Origin of the sequence: Kineococcus gurbantunggutensis (assembly GCF_050871925.1) — a bacterium.
In the GTDB taxonomy this organism is placed as follows: Bacteria; Actinomycetota; Actinomycetes; order Actinomycetales; family Kineococcaceae; genus Kineococcus.
Genome location: NZ_JBJLSG010000277.1, coordinates 1 through 3,293 on the forward strand (window position 1 = coordinate 1; position 3,293 = coordinate 3,293).

The 3,293-nt window shown below is 74.2% G+C and carries 2 protein-coding genes; both read left to right on the top strand.

Annotation, left to right across the window (positions count from 1 at the left end):
- Positions 1 to 262: 262 nt before the first annotated feature.
- Positions 263 to 700, top strand: coding sequence for a MarR family winged helix-turn-helix transcriptional regulator (locus ACRYR7_RS24895; RefSeq protein WP_432575034.1), 438 nt, complete (start codon positions 263 to 265; stop codon positions 698 to 700).
- Positions 697 to 3,243, top strand: coding sequence for an MFS transporter (locus tag ACRYR7_RS24900; RefSeq protein WP_432575036.1), 2,547 nt, complete (start codon positions 697 to 699; stop codon positions 3,241 to 3,243). Before ACRYR7_RS24895 ends, ACRYR7_RS24900 begins: the two co-directional genes overlap by 4 nt.
- Positions 3,244 to 3,293 lie beyond the last annotated feature (50 nt).

Genomic DNA, 3,293 nt, shown 5'->3' on the forward strand with positions numbered 1-3,293 from the left:
GATATAAGGCGCAGTAGGGGGCTGTTGGTCTGCGCCAAAAAACACCCCCCCCCCCCCCCCCCCCCCCCCCCCCCCCCCCGCCCCCCCCCCCCCGCGCACCCCCGGCCCCGGTACGGTCCGCCGTCCCGGGGCCGTCGTGCGTCCGGGGGCCGTCGTGCGTCCGGGGGCCGTCGCGCGCCCCGCCCCGCGCACAGGGACTTGCGTGCTGCAACCACCCGTCGTATCGTTGCTTGCACACACCAATTGCTGACTCGAGGTCGCCATGGCCACCGCCACCGCGTGCGCCGAGCTCGTCGCCGTCTTCCCGCACCTGCTGCGGGCCCGCCGGCGCCTCTCGGGCGCAGCGTCCCTGCCCAGCACCGCCGCGCTGGCCGTCGTGCACGAGCACGGCAGCCTGCGCATGACCGAGGTCGCCGAGAACCTCGGCCTGGACCTGTCCACCGTCAGCCGCCACGTGGCGCACCTGCGCACCAGGGGCCTGCTCGACGCCTCCCCCGACCCCGACGACGGCCGCTCCCAGCGGCTCACCGTCACCGGCGCCGGCGAGGACGAGCTGCGGGCGCAGCGCGACCGCGTGGTCGGCGCCCTCGTGGCGCACCTGGCCGACTGGGACGACGCTGAGATCGGTGACCTCACGCGGTTGCTGCAGAAGCTGGCCGCCACGACCGCACAGGAGAAGACCTTGCAGAGGAACGCATGAGCACCACCACCGCGCCGCCGACCGCGGCGGCCCCCGTGAAGATGACCCACTCGCAGATCCTCGAGGCGCTCTCCGGGCTGCTGCTCGGCATGTTCGTCGCGATCCTGTCCTCCACGGTCGTCTCGAATGCCCTGCCCACGATCGTGGCGGACCTGGACGGCACCGAGTCCAGCTACACCTGGGTCGTCACCGCCGCGCTGCTGGCCACCACGATCTCCACCCCCATCTGGGGCAAGCTGGCCGACACCTTCTCCAAGAAGCTGCTCGTCCAGATCGCCCTGGTGATCTTCGTCGTCGCCTCCGCCGTGGCGGGCCTGTCCACGAGCATGGGCATGCTCATCGCGCTGCGCGTCGCGCAGGGCATCGGCGGCGGCGGGCTGATGGCGCTGGCCCAGGTCATCCTCGCCACGATGGTCAGCCCCCGCGAGCGCGGCCGGTACTCCGGGTACCTGGGCGCCACCTTCGCCGTGGCCACCGTCGGCGGCCCGCTCATCGGCGGCGTGCTCACCGAGCACCTGTCCTGGCACTGGTGCTTCTACGTCGGCGTGCCCTTCGCGGTCCTCGCCTTCTTCGTGCTGCAGTTCCGCCTGAAGCTGCCCGAGCAGCCCCGGCACGAGGTGCACATCGACTACCTCGGCGCCCTGCTGCTGGCGGGCGGCGTCTCCGCGCTGCTCATCTGGGTCTCGCTGGCCGGCACCGAGTTCGAGTGGGCCTCGTGGTGGACGGCCGGCCTCGTCGCCGGCGGCCTCGCGCTGCTCGCCCTGGCCGTCGTGGCCGAGTCCCGCGCCAAGGACCCGATCATCCCGCTGAAGTTCTTCCGCAACCCCACGATCGTGCTGTCCGCGCTGGCCAGCCTCTTCGTCGGCGTGGCGATGTTCGGCGCGACGATCTTCCTGAGCCAGTACTTCCAGCTCGGCCGCGGGCAGTCGCCGACCCACTCGGGCCTGTCGACCATCCCGATGATCCTCGGGCTGTTCCTCTCCTCCACGATCGCCGGGCAGTTCATCACCCGCACCGGCAAGTGGAAGGGCTGGCTGATCGCCGGCGGCGTCCTGCTGACCGCGGGCCTGGCCCTCATGGGCACCGTCGAGTACGACACGAACTACTGGGTCGTGGCGCCCTTCATGGCCCTGGTCGGCCTGGGCGTCGGCATGATGATGCAGAACCTCGTGCTCGCCGTGCAGAACGTCGCCGCACCGCAGGACCTCGGCTCCGCCAGCTCCTTCGTGGCCTTCTCCCGCAGCCTGGGCGGCGCGATCGGCGTCTCCGCCCTCGGCGCCGTGCTGGGGCACCGCGTCACCGACCACATCCGCGACGGCATCGCCGCGCTGGACCTGCCCGCGGCGGCCACCGCCTCCCTCGGCGAGTCCGGCGGCGTGCCGAACCTGTCGACCATCCCCGAGCCGGTGCGCACCGTCGTGCAGTCCGCCTACGGCTCCGGCATCGCCGACGTCTTCCTCATCGCCGCGCCCTTCGCCCTCGTGGCGCTCGTGGTCAGCTTCTTCTTCAAGGAGCGCGCGCTGCGCAGCGACGAGGCCGCCGCGACGATGGCCCCGGAGGGCGCCACCGCCACCGGCAGCGCCGCGGTGCAGCCGCCCGTGGCCACCGCTCCCGCCCCCACGACCAGCGGCGCGGTCGACGGCACCGCCAACGGCACCGCCAACGGCACCGCCAACGGCACCGCCAACGGCACCGCTGACGGCGCGGTCCTCCGGGACGCCCGCACCGACACCGGTCTGTCCGTCTCCGGCACCGTGCGCCACGCCGACTCCCGGCCCCTGCCCGGCGCCGTGGTGACCCTGGCCGACCAGAGCGGCCAGCAGGTGGCGCGCACGTCCAGCGACGAGCAGGGCGCCTACCGCATCGCGCTGCCCACCGGCGGGACCTACCTGCTCATCGTGGCAGCCCCCCACGTGGCGCCGTCCGCGACGCTGGTGGGGGTGGGCACCGGCTCCGTGCAGCGCGACGTGGTCCTGTCCGGCCGCTCGGCGATCACCGGGCGGGTGCTGGCCCACGAGGCCAGCTCCGACCACCACCGCGGCGTCGCCGGCGCGCTCGTCACCCTCACCGACGTCACCGGCCAGGTCGTCGGCTCCACCCGATCCGGCGCCGACGGCGGGTACTCCTTCAGCAACCTCGTGGGCGGCGCCTTCGTGCTCACCGCCCAGAGCGAGGCGCACCGGCCGCTGGCCCGCAGCGTCGACGTCCCCGACGCCGGGGCGCTGGCCTGCGACCTGCTGCTCGCCGGCGGCGGGCGCCTGACCGGCACCGTGGTGGCCGCCAGCGACGGCCGGCGCGTGCGCGAGGCCACGGTCACCCTCGTCGACGGCGACGGCCAGGTCGTCGGCTCGGTCGTCACTGACGCCGACGGCGGCTACGGCTTCGAGGACCTGGCCGGCGGGCACTACACGCTGACCGCCTCCGGCTTCGCGCCGGTGGCCACCGGCGTGGACGTCGAGGAGGACACCGTCTCGGCGGTGCAGGTCACCCTCGGCACCGCACCGGCCGGTGAGCGCACCGCCGGCACCGGGGCGCAGCAGTGAGCGGCGAGGACCTCGCCCGCCCCGCGACGGGTGCGGCCGCTGCGGCGGCC